We start from the raw sequence: 16,744 nt of genomic DNA on the forward strand, positions 1-16,744 counted from the left end.
TTGCACAGTCTGATGAGCCTTGCACAGGAAGTTTCTCCTATTCTCGGCGGTCTAATATCAGCCGTCCAACGCCGCCGCGCGGAACAGGTTTGACATGACAGCGAGTCTCCTCGTCTCAGCACTCAGCACTCGGCACTCGACGCTATGAGCCGCATCTGGGATTACTATCCGAGGCAGCATTATCTGAGTCTCGTGCCGTGGGTCTGGGTCCAGTTGGAAAGCGGCGAGCCGCCCGGTCCCTTTCCCTTCATCGGCGGTGCGGGCTCCGACGTCATCGCGAGCCTTCATGAAGCGCACAGCCTGCTCGCCAGTTCCATCGACACCGCTATCAGCGATGTCTTCTCCAAGCGGGCGCCCCTGGATGATCCGGACCGCCGCCGACGATTGGAAGACGCCTATTCGGAACTCGTCGCCGCACGGCCATATCTGCAACGACATATCGCCTGCGGGCGCAAGCCCGACGGCAGCTTTCACTGGGAGTTTCCGACTGATCCGACGAAGTCGTCTACGGTGACGAACGGAGGACTGCGGATTTTTCATTCGGTGAGGCGGCAGGCGATCCCGATCGCCTTCGAGCAGCGCCCGCTCGGTCCCGTGATCGGGAAAGTCCTCGGCATGCTGAACGGCACGCGACAGGTGGAAGAAATCAAGACGGTCGTCTCCACGTCGTCGCGGGAGTCGCAGGTCGTGCTCATTCGACTGATGGAGGCCTTCCATCAATATGAGTGTCTCGTCAGCTCGCCCCAGGTCGCGGTCCGGCAGCAGTGGTTCGAAGCCGTGCAGGATCAGGACACAGTCCATCTCGGCCATGCCGCCTTGCTGTATCGGCAACAGGAGCAGGCGCTGCTCTTCGACCCCTGGCTGCTGCCCTGGTACGCCGAATCGTCCGTGCCGTCTCCCTGGGGTCCGCTGTTGCCCAAGCCGGCCGCCGTGTTCCTGACCCACGATCATGACGACCATGTGGACCCGCGCACACTCCTGCATCTTCCCAAGGAGACGCCCATCATCGTGCCGAGCCGGCGCAACCGCAAGCAATTGTTCTACGACTATCTGTCGCTGCTCCGGGAGTTGGGATTCGCTCACGTGATTGAGCTGGCTCACGGCGAGGCCTGGTCTTTCGAAGGAGGAGCCGTCGTCTCGGTTCCGTTCTACGGGGAAGATCCCTGTGACCTGGAGATGCCGCGAAACTGTTATCTGATCAGCGACCGAGGCTACAATGTTCTAGTGCATGCCGACAGCGGTCCGACCAACGACGGACGTTCCGCCCTGAAGGAGAATATTCTCGCCCGGCTGGTCGACAAGTACGGGCCGATCCCCCTCGTGTTCGCCTCGCAGCAGCAATTGCTGGAACTCCGGAGTCATGCCGCGCATGCGGCCCTGTCCCATCCGGGCAAGTGGCTCGACATCGGCGAGAACGGCTACCTCACCAACGCATACCTGGCCGAGATCTGCGCGGCGGCCCGCGCAAAAGCGCTTGTCTCGTACGCCACCGGAGGTGCCGATTGGTACCCCGATCACTTGTCCTTTATGTTCAGTCGGAGAAATCCCGCGAGAACGGCGCTGCTCACGGCGCATTGGGAGCCTCCGGAAAATCTGAAAGCCTTTCTCGCTCCTCTAGGTTGCGGGTATCATTATGCCCAGGCATTCGACCGGTATCGGCTGACCCAGGAGGGGACGATCGACGTCCGGTCGGCGGGTGGAAGGCTTGAGCCGATGACCTTATACACGGCGGCGTTCGGAGAACCGGTCTTCATGCAGACGGGGCGGCGGTCGTAGCGGCAGGCATGCCGAGGGAGAGGATGGCGGATGGGTGATTCCAATAGAGTGATTCTCGTCACGGGAGCCGGCGGTTTTATCGGCTTCCACGTCGTCAAGCGGTTGATCGCGCGAGGCGATTCCGTGATCGGCCTCGACAACATCAACGACTACTATGACGTTCGACTCAAGCAAGCGCGTTTAGCCCAGTTGGCCTCGTTGGACCGGTACCAGTTCGTGAAGCTCGACCTGGCCAATCGGCTGGGCATGAAGGAGCTGTTCGCCGAACATCCGATCAAGCGGGTCGTTCATCTGGCGGCGCAGGCCGGCGTCCGGTATTCCCTGGTCAACCCCCATGCGTATACCGACAGCAACATCGAAGGCTTCATGAACGTGCTCGAAGGGTGCCGGCGTAGCAGGATCGAACACCTGGTCTATGCCTCGTCGAGCTCCGTCTACGGGGGCAACACCCAGATGCCCTTTTCCATACACGACAATGTAGACCATCCGGTCTCCCTCTATGCGGCCAGCAAAAAGGCCAACGAGTTGATGGCTCATTCTTACGCGCATCTGTACCGCATTCCCTGTACCGGGCTCCGATTTTTCACCGTCTATGGTCCTTGGGGGCGGCCCGACATGGCGCTCTTCATTTTCACGAAGGCCATCCTGGAAGGGGAGCCGATCGACGTCTTCAACCATGGAAAGATGAGTCGTGATTTCACCTATATCGACGACATCGTCGAAGGGGTCGTACGCACGCTGGATCGGCCGGCGGAGCCGAATCCCCAGTGGACGGGTGACTCTCCGGATCCCGGAACCAGTTCAGCCCCCGCCCGGGTCTACAACATCGGCAATCATCAGCCGGTGGCGCTGCTGCGGTTCATCGAGGTGTTGGAACAGGCCGTCGGCAAGAAAGCGGAGAAGCGGCTGCTGCCGTTGCAGTCGGGGGATGTGCCGGCGACCTATGCGGACATCGACGACCTCGCGAGAGACGTCGGATTCAAGCCTGCGACGCCGATCGAAGTGGGTATTCCGCGCTTTGTTGAATGGTATCGCGGGTTCTATAAAGTCTAGGGCGCATCTCGTCTGACGAACGGCACGCCGGCTCGACCGGGCCATAGTGCGTCGCACATTGAATGTTTCTGTGCCGCTCGCTATCGGCCGGGCGCGACTCCAAAACAGCGCCGCAGCGTCGCAATGCCGTCGTATCCGGCACCTTCCTCGACAACATTCCAAGATCTTATGGCAGGGCTAGCACGCCGACAGTGGAAAAGGGAACGTGCTGCCCGGATGGGGCGGGCAGCACTCAGGCCTTAGAGACAGCCGACCGGAACGAATCCCGTGCCGAACATCCGGCTCAATGCCAGCCAGCGGGTGTTGTCATAGAAGGAATAACTGGGGCCCCGCTGATTCTGTGCGGAGAGATCTCCTCCATAGGACGGGTCTGATCCGAAGAACATCCCGCCTCGCGTCTTCTGGTTCAGGTGAAGCCATTCGCTGTACATGGAGCAGACCTCTGCATGCACCGTTCCGGATGAGGCCACGCTGGCGTGCCAGTCCTTGGCCCAATCAGGCGTCGCCGGCGATCCCGACGGACCGACGGCCCGATCCACCGGAGGCACGTCGTATTGCGGGGCTGCGGCGACCGGAGCGCGGTAGGTCGGCATCGACTCCAGAGATGGCACGACCGACAGAGGCTTCAATTCCATCGGCGTGCAGCCGACTCGGTTCTTGCTGACCTTATTGGTATAGAGGACGGTGCCGTCCGGGAGCGGACAACTCCACATGGTGCCGAGATCGACGTCCGTCTGCTCCAAGGCATTCGACATCGCCGGCGTCACCGCCCACATCATCGCCATGGTCGCCACGACCCGGTACACATCGCGTGGCCGCATAAAGCACCTCCCCTGAATTCGTAAGACAATCAGCGTTGACACGTGCAAATCGTCCACTTCGAACGATCCACCATCGGTGCCGACAAGCTATGCCACCGGCTCGCGCAGCGTCTATTCACCTTTCGAGGGGGTCGCTGTGGCGGGTACGGTGATGGGTGCCGGATGTGCGAGGCGGCTGTCCCGGCCGATTCCGGTCAGCATGCCGACCGCCGCTTCCGGCGTGAGACCTAAGAGGCCGGGCAATACCCCATCGGCTTCGCACAGCTTTTCGGCGGGATAGGTCGTCGCCACTGCGAGGACCTTCATGCCGGCTTGTCGGGCGGCTCGGATACCGGCAAGTGAATCCTCGATCACCAGACAGTTCGAGGCGGACAAAGGTGGATGTCCACCATTGTTGAGGCACGCGAGCGTCATGCGATAAATGGCGGGATCGGGCTTTCCGATCGAGCAATCCTCGGCTGCGACGATGACGTCGAAGTCTCGCTCGATCGGGGTTCCTTGGAGGGCTCGGTCGATCTGATGGCGCCGGCCTCCCGACGCGATGGCCAGCCGGTATGTGGCACGGGCGGCCTTCACGAATGCGGCCGCGCCGGCGAACAACGGCGGCTTGTCGTCGGCGGTTCGGAGCGCGAAGAGTTCGGCCTTCCTGGCAATGACGCGGTCGAGCAGGCCGTCGTTGTGGCCCTCGCCTCGCTCTCTCAGCAGCCATGCGGCGCAGGTCCGCTCATCCATACCGAGGTACCTGCCGTAGTAGTCCTCCACCGTCAGCGGTAGGCTGAACTCGGACAGGGCCTGCTGAAAGCACAGGACATGAGGCGTCTCGTCATCGGCCAGCACCCCGTTGAAGTCGAAAATGATCGCGCCGATCGCCTGAAGCAGGTCCGGTATCATCCGCACACTCTACAAAATGGGTTGCAGGCCGAGCAAGCTTTGCCTTGTCCATTGGGCCATGCTGCGGTATTCTCCGCTTCACTCTCGGGGCGGGGATCGCTATGACGGACTATGGTGTACTCGGCAATTTGCTCGTCATTTTCTCGGTGTCGATCGCCGTCGTCTTCGTCTTTCACCAGTTCAGGCTCCCCTCGATCGCCGGATTTCTCGTCGCAGGGGCGCTGATCGGACCGCACGGGTTGAACCTCATTTCCGATGTGGGAACGGTCCAGATCTTGGCCGAGATCGGCGTCGTGCTGCTCCTCTTCACGATCGGGATTGAGTTTTCACTGGTGCAACTCGCGTCCCTTCGACGGCTGCTTCTGGTTGCGGCGCCCATTCAGGTCGGCGGTGTCCTGTTCGTGGCCTGTCTGGCCGTCCTGCCGACCGGGCTTGGGTGGCAGGAGGGAATGTTCTGGGGATTCATGCTTTCACTCAGCAGCACGGCCATCGTCTTGAAGACGCTGGCGAACCGCGGCGACAGCGATTCGATCCACGGCCGCGCCACGATCGGCATCCTGATCTTTCAGGATCTTGCCGTCGTTCCGATGATGCTGCTGACGCCCATTCTCGCCCGTCCAGCCGAGGGAGCCGGCCTCTCGACTCTCGCGACGTTGGGCAAGTCTGCGCTGGTGGTCGGGCTCGTTGTGGCCGCGGCCTGGTATGCCGTTCCGAAGCTGCTGGAACATATCGTCCGAAGCCGGAGTCGGGAGCTGTTTCTCCTGACGATCATCGTGCTCTGTCTGGGCATCGCTTGGCTAACGTCTCTGGGCGGCCTTTCCCTGGCCCTCGGCGCCTTCATTGCCGGCCTGGTCATTTCGGAGTCCGAGTACAGTCACCAGGCGATGGCGGAGGTGCTTCCATTCCGCGACAGTTTCAACAGTCTGTTCTTCGTCTCGATCGGCATTCTCATGAACTGGCGCGTGCTGATCGAGCATCCCTTTCTGGTCACCGGACTGCTGGGGGCCATCCTCCTGGTGAAATTTGTCGCCGGAGCGGTTGCCGCCCTTGCGGTGAAGGTTCCGCTCCGTTCGGCGCTGATGGTCGGTGTGGCGCTGGCGCAAGTGGGCGAGTTCAGCTTTCTTCTGGCCCAACAGGGGCAGGAGAGCGGTCTGTTGCGGGGAGATCCCTATCAGGTGTTCTTGGCGGTCTCGGTTCTCTCCATGATCATCACGCCGTTCTTGATGGAGTGGTCGCCGGCGATGGCGCGGCGCGTCGAAGCGATGCAACGCCTGCGGCATTGGTTTCCCACCCGCACCACCGCGCATGCGTTGCAAGCGGAAGGGAAGCACATCCGAATCAAGGATCATGTCATTATCGTCGGATACGGGCTCAACGGGCGGAATCTTGCGCGTGTCTTGAGCGAAACGGAAATTCCGTACGTCGCTTTGGATCTCGACGGCGATACGGTCAGACGGGAGGCGCAGCACGGCGTGCCGGTGTACTACGGAGACGCCACGAACGCGAACGTGCTGCGTCACGTGAAGATCGAGGATGCCAAAGTGCTGGTCGTCGCCATCTCGGATCCGTTCGTCACCCGTCGGACCGTTCAAGTGGCCAAGGGACTCAATTCGAAACTGCACGTGGTCGTACGCACGCGATACCTGCGCGAGCTCGAGGAGCTGCATCAGCTGGGAGCCGACGACGTCGTGCCTGAAGAATTCGAAACGTCCATCGAGATCTTCGCGCTTGTCTTACGCACCTACGACATGCCGCAGGAGTTCGTGACGCGGAAGGCCGAACAGATCCGACGGGAGGGCTATGCGCTGTTGCGCCGCAGCGAACTACCCGAGCTGGCCCATCATCTGAGAGGCGGGACCCTCACCGATGCAGAGGTTGAGACGTGCCGGATCGAGGAGGACGCGCCCTCTGTGGGAAAAACATTGGACGATCTGGCGATCCGTCCCCGCACGGGAGCCTCCGTCATCGCGTGGACCCGTGCCGGCGTCACCGAGTCCAATCCGCCTCTGAAGACCAAGCTCAAGGGAGGCGATATCGTGGTGCTGCTGGGGGCGCGTGAACAGATCAGGCGGGCGATGAGTCTTCTGGTTGAGCCGTCGCGCGAGTAACGGCTTAGCGTGGCAGGCCGGCCATCGCTTGATAGGCGTCATCCAACGTGCCCACCTCGAGGATGGTCACCCGTGGAGACCGGCTGCTGAAGTCCCATTCCGCCGTGTTGGATTGTCCTCGTGGCACGAGCACCGTTTTGAACTGTTCTCGTGCCGCCGCTTCAACTTTCTGGGGGACGCTGCCGACGGCAAGGATGTCGCCGTTCGGCGCGATTTGTCCGGTCAGCGCCACACCGGGCCGTATGGTCTCGCCTCGCCAGGCCGCCATGATACCAACCGCGATCGCACCGCTCGCGCTCATGCCGTCGGTCATGGCGTTGTGGGATCGATTCTTGATGGTGACCACCCAGTCACGCCCGTCCGTCCCGAGATGTCGTAGGGCGGTCAGCACGGCCTGCCTGACGCCCGCTTTCCAGTCGTCACCCACTAGCGAACCTCCCCCCAAATTGATCTCGCTGAACTGAATCACCGGTCCGTCTGCTCCGGGATCGGAAGAGATCTGAATGGCGATGTAATGGACGACTCCCGTCCGCCCGTCGCTCAGAACGGCCAAGGCCGGTACCGAAGCCAGACGGGGATTGTCGAATGCATGGGCGCTGGCGAACGGGATGAGAACGAGCAGCAATGCCAGGATGAATGGCCTCACGCGTCGGGAGCCGCTCGACATGCTCAACTCCTCCAGCGAAGCGTTACGCGGTCCTTCAGCGGATGGTCGAACGGCCGTCCAGTTTGCACCGAGTCGAGATGGGCCGCTTTGAGTCTATAGTACCACTTGGCCGGAGTGTTCCCGTCGTCGATCGTGCAGTCGAGCACGGTGGAGATGTGGATCATTCGGAAAGGGGAAGCCGGCAGCGGCAGGGGCGGGACTTCGAGAATGGGTTGCTCCGGTCGCGACGGATCGGAAATGAACACCCATACATATCCGTCCCGTTCCCTGCAGGGGTAGGTTGCGACCCCGATCTTGTCCGGGTGGACGGGAGAATCTTGGACCTGGGAGGGGATCGTCCGGCCTCGACCCTTCGGATCGATTTGCCATCCGCGGTAGGCGCACTCCACGCAATCGCCTCGCAGGAGTCCAGCGGTCGAGGCTCTGTTTGAGCTGAATAGGACTATAACGAGCGAGGTTTCGAAGGTCAAGCGACGCTCGAACGGCTCTCCGCTCCGAGCGCATCGCGCTCATATCACATCCGGCAGGACCCGATTCCGCGCCGCCGTAGCCGCTTAGCGACCTGGAAGGGAAGCTGGAAGGGAAGCGGGTCCTCTCAAGTGGAACGGTGTCTGTTTTCGTGGGGGCGGCCGTTTCTTGACAAGAAAAAGTTGCGGAGACTATAGTCAAAATCCCACAGAAACCTAGGCATTTTGCGCGTGTGCCGAGAAGGGGGACTCCATGACTGCCACACAACTGGATCCCGCGGTCGCCTTATCGGATCTGCAAGTCTCCAAACCCGACCGGGTGACGATCGTGCTGCTTAGCGGCGACCTTGATCGTGCGATGGCTGCCTTCATCATCGCGACCGGAGCCGCGGCGATGGGCATGCAGGTCACGATGTTCTTCACCTTCTGGGGGTTGAACGCGATCCGCCGGAAGGGGGCGACAAGTTCCGCAAGAGATTGGCTCCGGCGCATGTTCGGGTTATTGAACCAGGGAGGCGCCGAGACCCTTCCGCTGTCCCGCTTTCATTTCGGCGGGCTTGGCACCAGAATGATGCACAAGGTGATGAAACAACACCGAATGCCGGGGGTGCCTGAACTGATCGCCACGGCGATGGATCTTGGCGTCCGATTCATCGCCTGCACGACCACGATGGGACTCATGGGGATCACGAAGGAAACCCTGATCGACGGCGTCGACCAGTTCGCGGGTGTAACCACGTATCTAGCCGAGGCGAAGCAGGGCAGTGTCAATCTCTTCATTTAGACCTGTATCGAGATGGACGTGCCGGAGCCGGGAATGTTTCATGCCGTCGCGGCGGGAGCACAATGATGATGATTGCTGATGTGACGCTCGACACACTGGGGTACTTTTGTCCCATGCCGATCATCATGACCTCGAAGAAGATCAAGGAATTGGCTTTGGGGCAAATCCTTGAGGTCCTGTCCGACGACGAGGGTATCAAGAAGGATATGCCGGCTTGGTGCGACACGACCGGTCACCAGATGCTGGGCCTCGAAGAGGAGCAGGCTCAGTCCGGGCGCGTCTACAAAGCCTTTGTGAAGAAGACTAAGTAGTACCTCCCTCACGGGCGCATGAAGCCGGAGGCATGTTCGTCATTCCTCCGGCTTTTTTTATTGGAAGAGGAGCGGGCTGTGGACCACCTTGTGACCTGTGTGCCGAACTTCAGCGAGGGACGGAACAGAACGACCGTCCGCGCCTTGATCCGGGCGGTGCAATCGGTGCCGGGTGTGGCGCTGTTGGACTGGACGATGGATCCGGACCACCACCGGTCGGTCCTCACGTTTGTGGGCGAACCGGATGCGGCGGCCGACGCGGCGTTTCGTGTCATCCAGGTGGCGACCGATCTGATCGACCTGCGCAAGCATGATGGCGTGCATCCGCGGATCGGTGCCACGGACGTCGTGCCCTTTGTTCCGGCCAGGGGCGTTTCGGCGCAGGACTGCGTGCAGCTGGCCCGGCGGCTCGGAGAGCTGGTGGGTCGACAATTGGGGATCCCCGTATTTCTCTATGAGCAGGCGGCTGCCAGTCCGGACCGCGCGCCGCTCGAATCGATACGCCGGGGAGGCGTGAAGGGGCTCGCGAGTCGGATGCGATCCGATCCTGGCTGGCGCCCGGACTTCGGGCCGGCCGCGCCCCACCGGACCGCGGGAGCGATCGCCATCGGTGCCAGGCCTCCGTTGATCGCCTTCAACGTCAATCTGCAATCGTCGAACCTTGAAGTCGCCCGGTCCATCGCCCGGACGGTCCGCCAGTCGAACGGTGGCATGGCGCACGTCAAGGCGATTGGGGTCGACCTCCCCAGCCGTCGCATGGTGCAGGTGGCCATGAATCTGACCGACTATCGTGTGACGCCGATCCATGTGGCATTCGAAGCCGTGCAGGCCCTGGCTTCCCTGCATGCGGTGCCCGTGGCCGACAGCGAAATCGTGGGGCTGGTCCCTGAGAAGGCGCTCGTCGATACCGCCGCCGATGCACTCCGTCTTGAAGCGTTTGATCGTTCGCTTATTCTAGAGAGGAAAGTCGAGTCGGCCTTCGGGGCATCCTCGAGTTCGGCCGCGGCTACGAACCATCAGCCGGGTACGGACCTTCGACGCCTCTCCGTCGCGCAACTATTGGACGCGATTGCGGCGGCCACGCCCAGTCCGGCCGGGGCCTCGGTATCGGCTCTGGTCGCGGCCTGTGCCGTCTCGCTGGGAATTATGGGGGCGAGACTGAGCCGTCGGCGCGGCGATGCGGCGCGTCTCCACTCCCTCGCCAAGCGGCTGGGGAGATTGGCGCAGGCCGACGGGGTCGCCTACGGGAAGTACCTTCAGGCTTCGAGACTCCCGGCATCCGATCCGCGACGTTCCGCCAGACTGGCTGCCGCTCTGCACCGTGCGACTGAGGTCCCCTTGCAAATTGCCGAGCTGGCGGGACTAGCGGGGAGGCGGCTTCACATCGGCCGGAAATACGTCAAGGCGAGGGTGCAGGCCGATGCGACGGTCGGTGGTCTGTTATGTCTGGCTGCCGGAGAAGCCGGTCTCTGTATTGTTCGAGATAACGTACGATATCAACAAAATCATAAACTTCTACGATCGGTCCACAGCCGGATCCGTCGGGTTGCAATCCGTCTTGAGGAACTGCGGAGGCTATGCTACACTCCTCCGTCTGATCGGTCTGTCACTAGGGAAAAATCAGCACAGGCACGGCCTGAGAAAGCACAGAAGCGACGCGAATGGAAATCAAGGTCTTCAATAACAACGTTGAAAAGGCCCTCAAGGTCGCCAAGAAAAAGCTCGCGGGCGAGGGGCTTTTCCGGGAACTGAAGCGGCGGCGTTACTATGAGAAGCCGAGCGTCCGGAAGAAAGCCAAGCAGCGCGAGGCGCAACGGCGCCGGCAAAAGTGGCTGTCGAAGCGGAAGCCGGAATAGACATTCTCCCTATCATGTCTTGATCGGGCCTGCCGTCCCGCTCCTCCCCGTTTCGGATGCGTCAGGACCAAATCCATGCGGCAATGGCCATTGTCAGGCGTGAGGTGCGCCGATGGCAGGAGCCGGTCGTGGGGGTAGTGGCGCGCGAATCGGATCGTGACCCTTTCCGCATTTTAATCTCCTGCCTCCTGAGCCTGCGCACCAAGGATAAGACCACAAGCGAAGCCAGTGGGCGCTTGTTCACCCTCGCCCATACCCCTGCGTCCATGTTGTCCCTGCCGCTGGCGGAGATTCAGAAAGCCATCTACCCGGTGGGGTTCTATCGGACGAAAGCCAAATCCATCCGTCTCATCTGTCGCCGTCTCATCGACGTCTACGGCGGAATCGTTCCCGATTCCATCGACGAGCTACTGACCCTGTCTGGCGTAGGCCGCAAGACCGCCAATCTCGTGGTGACGGTGGGGTACCGAAAGCCTGGGATCTGTGTGGACATTCACGTTCACCGCATTACCAATCGGTGGGGCTATGTGAAGACGCGCATGCCCGATGAGACCGAGCAGGTACTGCGAAGAAAGCTGCCGAAGCCCTACTGGATGACGTTCAACGATTTGCTGGTTCCCTATGGGCAGAACCTCTGCCAGCCGGTGTCGCCCTTCTGCAGCCGCTGCAAGTTAATCGACTGTTGCGATCAGGCCGGAGTGACGAGAAGTCGCTGAGCCTGAAGCCCCTCTCGTGAAGCGACGGAAGAACCCGTTACTTTACGAGATACGAACGGCGTGATCCGAGCGACGCGTTCAGATGAAGAGCTTCGTTTCCGCGTCGGCCGTGAGGGAGATGAGTGCCGGAAGCCCCATGACCTCGTCGACGTGCTTCGCCACCGCTGCTCCGTCGACGGCCATGTATTCCAATCCGGCGCTGCAGGCGATCAGGCGGAACTGTCCCACAAGCTTGGCTTCTTGAAACATTTGAGAGACTTTTGGGACTTGCTTTGCTTCCAGGAGACGAGCCACCTCTCCGGCGGATGCGCCATATTCGGGAGGGAAATCCAGCCGGTCGATCTGGCCTTCGGCCAGCTTCTTGATGGTCCAGAACAACAGGATGACGATGACGTCCTTTCCCATTGCCGCGGCGGTCAGGCCGAGGGTGGCGACCTGATGCAGCTTGTCGTACGTGGCGCTATGGGCGAAGAGGACGAACTTGGGCTTCATCGCAGCACGACTATTTCTTCTGCGCGCGAGCTTTCACACTGTTGATGTAGTCCGTGATCGCGCCCTCCACTTCGATCGGAGCGAGCGGCCGGTCGTGCGTCTCGCTTTCATCCACCAGATAACGGTCCTGCTCCTTTTCCTGCCTGACGACCACCGTATTTTCCGGCGTCACCTCCACGAGCATGTACCACTCGCGCGTCCCCTGGGTGATGACGACTTCCTTGCCGAGCCCCTTCTTCGTGATCTCGATCTGGAGTTCATCAGGCCCGGCGCAGGCATATGTTGGAACGAGGAAAGCGGTCAGAAAACATAGCAACACCGCCGGGCGTGACCAATGCTGGCTCTGCACGAGTGCGATGATCGGCATGCAGGAATTATAGCGTCCGTGTCGCATGCAGTAAACACGGGCCCGCGCGGCTCATCGGCTTGAGTGCCCGTAGGTCGCGTGTTAGGATGCCGACCCCATGGATTGGCTCCTTTCGACGGTGGGGCAGGTCGTCTCGACGGACACATTGATCGCGTTGACGGTCCTCTCGCTGGTGTTTTTTGTCGGTACACTCATCGCCATTCCGTTCATCCTGGTGCGCCTTCCGGCGGACTATTTCGATGTCCGGGTGCCTCGACCCTGGATGGAAAATCATCATCCCGTGCTTCGCATGGCGGGCCATCTCGTCAAGAACGTCCTGGGTGCCGTGTTCGTTTTCGTGGGGTTTTTGATGTTGTTCCTGCCGGGGCAGGGCATCCTCACGATGTTGATCGGTATCTCCATGCTCGATTTTCCGGGTAAGCGCAGGGTGGAAGCCAAATTGATCGGTCAACCGACCATTCTGGGGGCCATCAATGCGATGCGCCGGAAATTCGAGAAACCTCCGCTTGTGCTCGCTCCGGACTCGTAATGTGAGCCCTCCCAGCTGCCGCAGCTGCCCGGCAGGGGCGGGAGGGGAAACTGCCACGGGAGTGAACGCGGAGCCTGGCCGGCCATGATTTCTACGGACCAACGACGCCGAGTGCTCTATCTGATCGACGGCAGCGCCTACGTCTATCGCGCGTTCTTTGCCCTGCCTCCGTTGAACAATTCGAAAGGCTTCCAGACGAACGCGATCTACGGTTTCACGACGACGCTGACGAAGATCATCCGCGAGCACAAACCGGACGGACTCGCTGTGGCATTCGATGAAAGGGGTCCGACGATTCGGCATGCGGAATTCAAGGCATACAAGGCCCAGCGACCGCCGATGCCGGAAGGAATGCAGACCCAGGTGCCCTACATCCACCGCCTTGTCGAGGCGTTCTCGATCCCCGTCGTCCGGGAGGCCGGCTATGAAGCCGACGACCTGATCGGGACGCTGGCGCGCCAAGCCGAACATGCCGGCTACGACGTGGTGATCGTGACGGGCGACAAAGACATGTTTCAATTGTTGACTCCGCACACCCGCATCTTCGACCCGGTCAAGAACAAATGGTCCGGCGAAGCGGAGTGCCTCGAGCGGTTCGGTGTCGAGCCGTCTCGCGTCGTCGAAGTGATGGGACTGATGGGAGACAGTACGGACAACATTCCCGGCGTGAAGGGAATCGGCGAGAAAACGGCGATCAAACTGATCGCGCAGTTCGGGACGATCGAGGATCTGCTGCGACGGGTTGAAGAAGTGACGCCGCCGCGGACCAGGACGATGCTTATCGAGCAGGCAGAGAATGCGCGCCTCAGCCGTCGGCTTGCGACCATCCAGATTGATTCCCCAGTACGATTTGATCCGACCACCTATCGGTTGCAGGAGCCGCAGACGGACCGGCTCGCTGATCTCTTTCGCGAGCTGGAATTCACGACGCTGTTGAAATCGTTGCCGTCGCCGTCCGAACCGGTTGCCGCGAGGGCGGCGGAGACTCAGGTCATCGAGGACGAGCAGGCTGCCGAACAATTTGTCAGGGACCTGCCGAAGGAAAGCCCTCTCGGGGTGCGTTGTCTCCTATCGCGCGGAACAGGAGTGAACGCTTCGATGCAGGGGATGGCGCTTTCCGCAGGAGGGATGACCGCGTTCATTCCGCTCGAGGTCCATGCCTACATGAGACCCATTACAGCCCTGCTGCATGACGGCGCGAGAACCAAGATCGTCCATGATCTGAAGGCGACGCTGCTGGCCTTTCACCGGATTGGAGTACCCCTTGCCGGGCCGTATTTCGACGCGATGGTTGCGGATTACCTTCTCAACCCGAACCGCCGCGACCATCAACTTGAAACCGTGGCCTTGGAAGTGTTGAATCATCGCCTCGGACAGGGGAAGGAACAGAAAGCGGTCCCGCGGAGTCTGTTCGATGCCGAAACGGGATCGCGTGAAGAGACGGCGGAAGCCGCGTCGGCGTTGGCGGGTCTCGGTCCTGTCCTGACCGAACGTCTGTCGGAACAGGGAAGTTTCAAACTGTTTCAGGACGTTGAAATGCCGCTTGTCCCGGTGCTGGTGGAAATCGAACGGAACGGATTCTTGTTGGACGTCGAAGGTCTGCACGAGTTGAGCAAGGAATTGGAACGGGAACTCGACCGGATGATGGAGACCATCGCCGGACTGGCCGGCGGCGCGTTCAACATCAACTCTCCCAAGCAATTGGCGACCGTCTTGTTCGAACAGCTCGGGTTGAAACCGATCCGCAAGACCAAGACAGGCTACTCGACGGACGAAGATACTCTCTCGCAACTGGCGATACAACACGAATTACCCCAGCAGATCTTGAACTATCGGAGCCTCAGCAAGCTGAAGTCCACGTATGTTGATGCCTTGCCCGAATTGGTCAATCCGGAGACCAAGCGGCTGCACACCTCGCTCAACCAGACGGTCGCCGCAACTGGCCGGCTGTCCTCTACGGATCCGAACCTCCAAAACATTCCGGTCAAGGGCGACTATGGTCTTCGCATCCGCGAAGCCTTCATCGCACCGAAGGGCCATGAACTGCTCTGCGCCGACTACAGCCAGATCGAGCCGCGCATTCTCGCGCACCTGTCACAGGATCCCCGCTTGATCAGCGTATTCACCAAGGGGGAAGATATCCACATGGCGACCGCCATGGAGATCTTCAATCTACCGGCCGGTCAGATCACACGCGACATGCGGCGTGTCGCCAAGACTGTGGTCTTCGGCATCGTCTACGGCATCAGCCCCTTCGGGCTGTCGCAGAATATCGGTGTATCGCAGGCCGAGGCGAAGAAATACATCGAAACGTTTTTTGAGAAGTTCGCGGCGGTGCGGGCGCTCATGGACCGGAACATCGCGGAGGGCAAGGAAAAGGGCTACACGACGACGATCCTCGGCCGCCGCCGGCCCATTCCTGAGCTTCAGAGCAGTGATCCAATCCAGCGCAGCTTCGGCGAACGTATGGCCGTGAACAGCCCGATTCAAGGATCCGCCGCCGACCTGATCAAGGTCGCCATGATCAACGTGCACCGGAGAGTTCATAAGGAGCTGCCGCATACCAAGATGATTCTTCAGGTCCACGATGAATTGATCTTTGAGGTTCCGGAACAAGCAGTGGATGAAGCCAAGCGCCTGGTCAAGAGCGAGATGGAAGGGGTCGGGAGGGCACTCGGCCTGTCGGTGCCGCTGAAAGTTGATCTAGGGGCGGGCAGGAATTGGCGAGCGGCCCATCCGTGAAGCGGAATACAGCAAGCCTGTCTACTCCGCTCCGCCTTTCAGCTCGACCACGCTAAGGCGCTCCTCCGCCGGATGCCGATACTTGCGTCATTCCAAGCTGCGCTGGCATGGAGCTTCGAATATCGGCATCGCCAGCCTGGTGGCTGGTCGCGTCTGTTCGGCCCCAGTGGTGTCCGATCCTCAACGCAAGCCGCAACGCAGATCGGGGTTGCCGTACCCGAAGAGGCAGAGGGAGGGCGTGAGCGGAACGCGAAAGCCTGGTGGATGGTGCTTGTCTGAAACCAACGACAAATAGGAGGATCTATGAATCGGGATCGACTTTCTATCGTCGCGATTTCGGTCGCAGCTAGCCTGTTTGCCACATTGACAATGCAGGTGCTGTGGCAGCCGTTTTCGGTGAGGGCGCAGGAGACAAAGCGATTCCAATATCGCATCGTCGAGGTGTTGCACGACACGGATTCCATGCAGCAAGCCTTGAACGAGTTCGGGAATGGAGGATGGGAGTTGGTCGCAGTGAGCGCCGGGAACCTCACGTCCCCGAAGCTGATCTTTAAGAAATAGCCGGGCGCCGCGCTCGACGCTCGCCGACAAGTCGGGCCGTGACTGCAATTCCTCGTCTTCTAATCCGTGAAATGTGCTCAGACCGGTGGCCGGCACGCGGAGGGGGGCTCGGGCCCCACTCCACGCAGGCCGCCAGAGGACTGTGTCAGTCGACCAACCGCATGACTTGTTGACCTGAAGAGAACATCGATGTCGCGACTTTGCTGCCGTTCATCGAGACATGAATGTCGATCGAGACGCCGCCGTTGGCGCGGAGCGCACCACCGTTGATTCGATCGAGAAAGTCCATCTTTTGTTCCCGATCCATCCGGGCCCAACCCTTGTGATCCACTTCGACGCTCAATGACGCATCCGGTACGGTTTCGGCGGCCAGCATTGGGTCGGCAAACCCGGGTCCTTGCAGATAGCGCGCCGCCAAAGCCACTGCTTTGGTGCGTTCGCCCCCATCCTTTGCGGCTCGAGCCGGCGCAGCTTGTGCCGCCGGGTTGGTGAATGCGAGCAAGAGCGTCAACGTGATTGCTGAGCCGATGAACCGTGAAACAGTATTCACACCACGCATTCCCTGTCCTCCATAGATGATGAATGATAAAGAAAAACGTGAAC

18 protein-coding genes are annotated in these 16,744 nt (G+C 60.7%); 11 read left to right on the plus strand and 7 right to left on the minus strand.

Features of this window, described 5'->3' with window-relative positions; genetic code table 11:
• Nucleotides 1–144 precede the first annotated feature (144 nt).
• The gene (locus P0111_02310) at nucleotides 145–1,776 is read left to right on the plus strand and encodes an MBL fold metallo-hydrolase (protein ID MDF0642839.1); all 1,632 of its coding nucleotides are present in this window, start codon (nucleotides 145–147) and stop codon (nucleotides 1,774–1,776) included.
• A 30-nt stretch (nucleotides 1,777–1,806) separates the two neighbouring features.
• Complete coding sequence (locus P0111_02315) at nucleotides 1,807–2,829, plus strand: NAD-dependent epimerase (protein ID MDF0642840.1); 1,023 nt, start codon at nucleotides 1,807–1,809, stop codon at nucleotides 2,827–2,829.
• A 239-nt stretch (nucleotides 2,830–3,068) separates the two neighbouring features.
• On the opposite strand, the gene P0111_02320 is transcribed toward P0111_02315, so the two are convergent.
• The gene (locus tag P0111_02320; protein ID MDF0642841.1) at nucleotides 3,069–3,650 is read right to left on the minus strand and encodes a hypothetical protein; all 582 of its coding nucleotides are present in this window, start codon (nucleotides 3,648–3,650) and stop codon (nucleotides 3,069–3,071) included.
• Between the two features lie 111 nt (nucleotides 3,651–3,761).
• Complete coding sequence (locus P0111_02325) at nucleotides 3,762–4,541, minus strand: HAD family phosphatase (GenBank protein MDF0642842.1); 780 nt, start codon at nucleotides 4,539–4,541, stop codon at nucleotides 3,762–3,764.
• Between the two features lie 101 nt (nucleotides 4,542–4,642).
• Between P0111_02325 and P0111_02330 the strand changes: the two genes are divergently transcribed.
• The gene (locus tag P0111_02330) at nucleotides 4,643–6,649 is read left to right on the plus strand and encodes a cation:proton antiporter (GenBank protein ID MDF0642843.1); all 2,007 of its coding nucleotides are present in this window, start codon (nucleotides 4,643–4,645) and stop codon (nucleotides 6,647–6,649) included.
• Between the two features lie 4 nt (nucleotides 6,650–6,653).
• Here the strand turns inward: P0111_02330 and P0111_02335 are convergent, their stop codons facing one another.
• Nucleotides 6,654–7,316 (minus strand): hypothetical protein, encoded by a 663-nt coding sequence (locus tag P0111_02335; protein ID MDF0642844.1) that lies wholly within the window; start codon nucleotides 7,314–7,316, stop codon nucleotides 6,654–6,656.
• Nucleotides 7,317–7,318: 2 nt separating this feature from the next.
• Nucleotides 7,319–7,705, minus strand: coding sequence for a hypothetical protein (locus P0111_02340; GenBank protein ID MDF0642845.1), 387 nt, complete (start codon nucleotides 7,703–7,705; stop codon nucleotides 7,319–7,321).
• A gap of 331 nt (nucleotides 7,706–8,036) precedes the next feature.
• On the opposite strand from P0111_02340, the gene P0111_02345 reads away from it, so the two are divergent.
• The 5 genes from P0111_02345 (at nucleotide 8,037) to P0111_02365 (ending at nucleotide 11,450) form a co-directional block, all read left to right on the plus strand.
• A complete protein-coding gene (locus P0111_02345) occupies nucleotides 8,037–8,567 on the plus strand; it encodes a DsrE/DsrF/DrsH-like family protein (protein MDF0642846.1) in 531 nt (176 codons plus the stop codon).
• Nucleotides 8,568–8,629: 62 nt separating this feature from the next.
• The gene (locus P0111_02350; GenBank protein ID MDF0642847.1) at nucleotides 8,630–8,878 is read left to right on the plus strand and encodes a sulfurtransferase TusA family protein; all 249 of its coding nucleotides are present in this window, start codon (nucleotides 8,630–8,632) and stop codon (nucleotides 8,876–8,878) included.
• Between the two features lie 78 nt (nucleotides 8,879–8,956).
• A complete protein-coding gene (gene ftcD / locus P0111_02355; GenBank protein ID MDF0642848.1) occupies nucleotides 8,957–10,630 on the plus strand; it encodes a glutamate formimidoyltransferase in 1,674 nt (557 codons plus the stop codon).
• Nucleotides 10,540–10,734, plus strand: coding sequence for a 30S ribosomal protein S21 (gene rpsU / locus P0111_02360; GenBank protein ID MDF0642849.1), 195 nt, complete (start codon nucleotides 10,540–10,542; stop codon nucleotides 10,732–10,734). Before ftcD ends, rpsU begins: the two co-directional genes overlap by 91 nt.
• 128 nt (nucleotides 10,735–10,862) lie before the next feature.
• Nucleotides 10,863–11,450 (plus strand): endonuclease III, encoded by a 588-nt coding sequence (locus tag P0111_02365; protein ID MDF0642850.1) that lies wholly within the window; start codon nucleotides 10,863–10,865, stop codon nucleotides 11,448–11,450.
• A 78-nt stretch (nucleotides 11,451–11,528) separates the two neighbouring features.
• Here the strand turns inward: P0111_02365 and P0111_02370 are convergent, their stop codons facing one another.
• Together P0111_02370 and P0111_02375 are read right to left on the minus strand one after the other, a co-directional pair.
• Nucleotides 11,529–11,942: a hypothetical protein gene (locus tag P0111_02370; protein ID MDF0642851.1), complete on the minus strand. Its 414-nt coding sequence runs from the start codon at nucleotides 11,940–11,942 to the stop codon at nucleotides 11,529–11,531.
• Between the two features lie 10 nt (nucleotides 11,943–11,952).
• On the minus strand, nucleotides 11,953–12,309 hold the full coding sequence (locus tag P0111_02375) for a hypothetical protein (protein ID MDF0642852.1): 357 nt from the start codon (nucleotides 12,307–12,309) through the stop codon (nucleotides 11,953–11,955).
• A 97-nt stretch (nucleotides 12,310–12,406) separates the two neighbouring features.
• Between P0111_02375 and P0111_02380 the strand changes: the two genes are divergently transcribed.
• From P0111_02380 to P0111_02390, 3 genes are all read left to right on the plus strand, one after another.
• Nucleotides 12,407–12,838 carry a PGPGW domain-containing protein gene (locus tag P0111_02380; protein MDF0642853.1) on the plus strand — a complete coding sequence of 144 codons (432 nt, stop codon included), beginning with the start codon at nucleotides 12,407–12,409 and terminating at the stop codon, nucleotides 12,836–12,838.
• 84 nt (nucleotides 12,839–12,922) lie between these two features.
• Nucleotides 12,923–15,580: a DNA polymerase I gene (gene polA / locus P0111_02385; protein ID MDF0642854.1), complete on the plus strand. Its 2,658-nt coding sequence runs from the start codon at nucleotides 12,923–12,925 to the stop codon at nucleotides 15,578–15,580.
• A 303-nt stretch (nucleotides 15,581–15,883) separates the two neighbouring features.
• Entirely contained in the window at nucleotides 15,884–16,141 is a 258-nt protein-coding gene (locus tag P0111_02390) for a hypothetical protein (protein ID MDF0642855.1), read from the plus strand.
• Nucleotides 16,142–16,286: 145 nt separating this feature from the next.
• On the opposite strand, the gene P0111_02395 is transcribed toward P0111_02390, so the two are convergent.
• Nucleotides 16,287–16,700 carry a hypothetical protein gene (locus P0111_02395; protein MDF0642856.1) on the minus strand — a complete coding sequence of 138 codons (414 nt, stop codon included), beginning with the start codon at nucleotides 16,698–16,700 and terminating at the stop codon, nucleotides 16,287–16,289.
• Between the last annotated feature and the right edge of the window lie 44 nt (nucleotides 16,701–16,744).

It is taken from the genome of Nitrospira sp. (assembly GCA_029194535.1).
In the GTDB taxonomy this organism is placed as follows: Bacteria; Nitrospirota; Nitrospiria; order Nitrospirales; family Nitrospiraceae; genus Nitrospira_C.